We start from the raw sequence: 2,995 nt of genomic DNA on the forward strand, positions 1-2,995 counted from the left end.
CGGCAACCGCCCCCGCAGGCCTTCCCGCACGGCCGCGGTGTCCAGCCCGCCTGTGGCGGCTTCGGCGTCCGTGGCCGGGTTACGTTCCGGGATGATGTAGCCGACGAGGCGCTTGTCGCCGGCACGGTCCTCCCGAACCATCACTGCCGCCTGAGCGACATCGGGGTGTTCTGTCAGGACGGTTTCGATCTCCCCGGTCTCGATCCGGAAACCACGGACCTTGACCTGGTCATCCGCGCGCCCGACGAACTCCAGCTGCCCGTCCCCGCCCCACCGCACCAGGTCACCCGTGCGATACAGCCGCCCACCGGCCGGCCCGAACGGGTCCGCCACGAACCGGCCCGCCGTCAGACCCGCACGATTCAGATACCCCCGCGCCAGACCCGCACCACCCACATACAGCTCTCCCACCACACCCGGAGCCACCAACCGCAACCCCGCATCCAGCACATACACCCGCAGGTCATCCAGACGGCGTCCGATGGGCGGAACTTCTCCACGCACCAACGCATCACTGGCCGTAGCGAACACCGTTGTCTCGGTCGGACCGTACCCGTTGATGAGCAGCGGCTGGGTGTCGCCGTGGCGTTCGAACCACGGGTTCAGGCGGGCGGGGTCCAGTGCCTCTCCGCCGAACACCACCCGCCGCAGACTCACCCCGCCGGCCGACGGCACCTGCTGCTCGGCCTGTATCAGCTGGTAGAACGCCGACGGTGTCTGACTGAGGACCGTCACCTTCTCCCGGGCCAGCACCTCCCACACCCGCTCAGGAGAACGACTGTCCTCATACGAGACCACCACCAGACGCCCGCCATGCAGCAGAGCACCCCACAACTCCCACACCGAGAAGTCGAACGAGAACGAGTGGAACAACGTCCACACATCACCCTCGCCGAACCCGAACCGCTCCCGGCTCACACCGAACAACCGCACCACATTCTGATGCGGAACCACCACACCCTTGGGCCGCCCCGTCGACCCCGACGTATAGATCACATACGCCGGACTCCCCGGCAACAACACCCCCACACGCTCTGCCTCAACCACATCACCACCGGCCACACGACCAGCCACCGCAGCACCCTCAAGATCCTCCACCCGATAACACGGCACCCCCACCCCAGCCACCGCACCACCGGTCTCCACCGTCGTCAGCACACACACCGGCTCCGCGTCCTGGACCATGAACGCGATCCGCTCACCCGGATACTCGGGATCGATAGGCAGATAGGCACCGCCGGCCTTCAGCACCGCCAGCACCGCCACCACCATGTCCACCGACCGCGGCAACGCCAGCCCGACCAGACGCTCGGGGCCCACGCCGTGACCGATCAGAACCCGCGCCAGCCGGTTCGCCCGCGCATTCAACTCCCCATACGAGACAGATGTGTTGCCGTCGGTGACCGCGATCGCGTGCGGAGTCAGCGCCGCCTGCGCCTGGAACAACTCAGGCACCGTGGCCTGCGGAACGGGCAGGCCAGTGTCGTTGTACTCGGCCAGCAGCCGGGTGCGCTCCCCGGAGTCCAGCACGTCGACCGCGACGACCCGCTGGTCAGGGTCGCAGACCATCGCCTCGACCACGCGCCGCAACCGCTCCACCATCAGCTGCGCAGAAGCTTCGTCGAACAAACCGGTGTCGTGCCCGAGGTTCAGTCGAAGCGTCTCCCCAGGCAGCACCACCAGATTTACCGGGTAATGCACGTCGTCGCGGCCTTCGCCCCCGGTGATCGTCAGGCCGCCTGGGAGGCCAGTACCGTCGACGGCGACGGGGTAGTTCTCGAACACGTAGAGGGTGTCGAAGAGTTCACCCTCGCCGGCCGCACGCTGGATGTCGGTCAGGCTCAGGTACTGGTGGTCGCTGAGCCGGGACTGCTCCTGCTGCACCCGGGCCATCAACTCGGTCAGCGTCAGCGACGGGGAACAGGAAACCCTGACCGGAACGGTGTTGATGAACAGGCCGACCATCTGCTCGATACCGGGGATCTCCGCAGGCCGTCCCGACACCGTCATACCGAAGACGACATCGTCCCTGCCCGTCAGCCGGGCCAGCAACAACGCCCACGCCGTCTGCAGCACCGTGTTCACCGTCAGCCCATGCCGACGCGCCAACTCCGTAACCCCAGCGCTGACCTCGCCACTCAATGCGAGCGTCACCTCGCCATGGCTGCCGGCTTGTGAGCGGTGACCGGCAGGCGCGAGGCGGGTCGGCTCCGCGCCGGCCAGGGCTTCACGCCACGTCTCTTCGGCCTGGGTCCGGTCCTGCCGTGCCAGCCAGGCCGGATACGGCCGGTAGGGCACCGGCGCGGGCAGCGCACTGTCGTCCCCGCCTTGCCCATACAGCTCGAACAGTTCGCGCAGCACCAGCGGCGTCGACCAGCCGTCCAGCAGAATGTGATGATTCGTAATCACGAGCTTGTGCCGGCCGGGAGCAAGACGCACGACGACGAAGCGCATCAGCGGCGCGCTGGCCATGTCGAAACGGGCAGCCCGTTCCTCCTCCAGCAGCCGCGCCACCCGCTCACGCTGACCGGCCCCGGAGTACTCACTCAGATCGACCACACGCCACGGCACACTCACCGAACCAGCGATCACCTGAACCGGCTCGCCGTTCTCCCGCTCGCGGAAGCACGCTCGGAGACTGGCGTGCCGGCCCACCAGCACCTCCGCCGAACGCCGCAGCACCCCCGCATCCAGCGCACCGCTCAGATCAAACGCCAGCTGAACGTTGTAGACATCCACGGCGTTCTCGTCGAACAGCGCGTGGAACAGCAGTCCTTCCTGCAACGGCGACAGCGGCAGCACATCCTCGACCACCATCCCCTCACCAGCCCACCCATCGAGCTGCTCCTGCTCAAGAGTGACCAGGGGGAAGTCGGAGGGGGAATGCCCGCCGGCCTCCGGCAGGGCCGCATGCCCCGCCAGAACCTCCAGCATCCGGACCCACAGATCAGCCAGCTCCTGCACCTGCTCCTGGTCCAGAACCTCCTGCGGCCAG

General features: G+C 67.5%; 1 protein-coding gene. It reads right to left on the reverse strand.

What is annotated here, in order from left to right; genetic code table 11:
* On the reverse strand, positions 1–2,817 hold a 2,817-nt coding region (locus G6048_RS47490; protein ID WP_206343018.1), incomplete at its 3' end, for a non-ribosomal peptide synthetase.
* Positions 2,818–2,995 lie beyond the last annotated feature (178 nt).

The organism is Streptomyces ureilyticus (assembly GCF_011045025.1).
Taxonomy (GTDB): Bacteria; Actinomycetota; Actinomycetes; order Streptomycetales; family Streptomycetaceae; genus Streptomyces; species Streptomyces ureilyticus.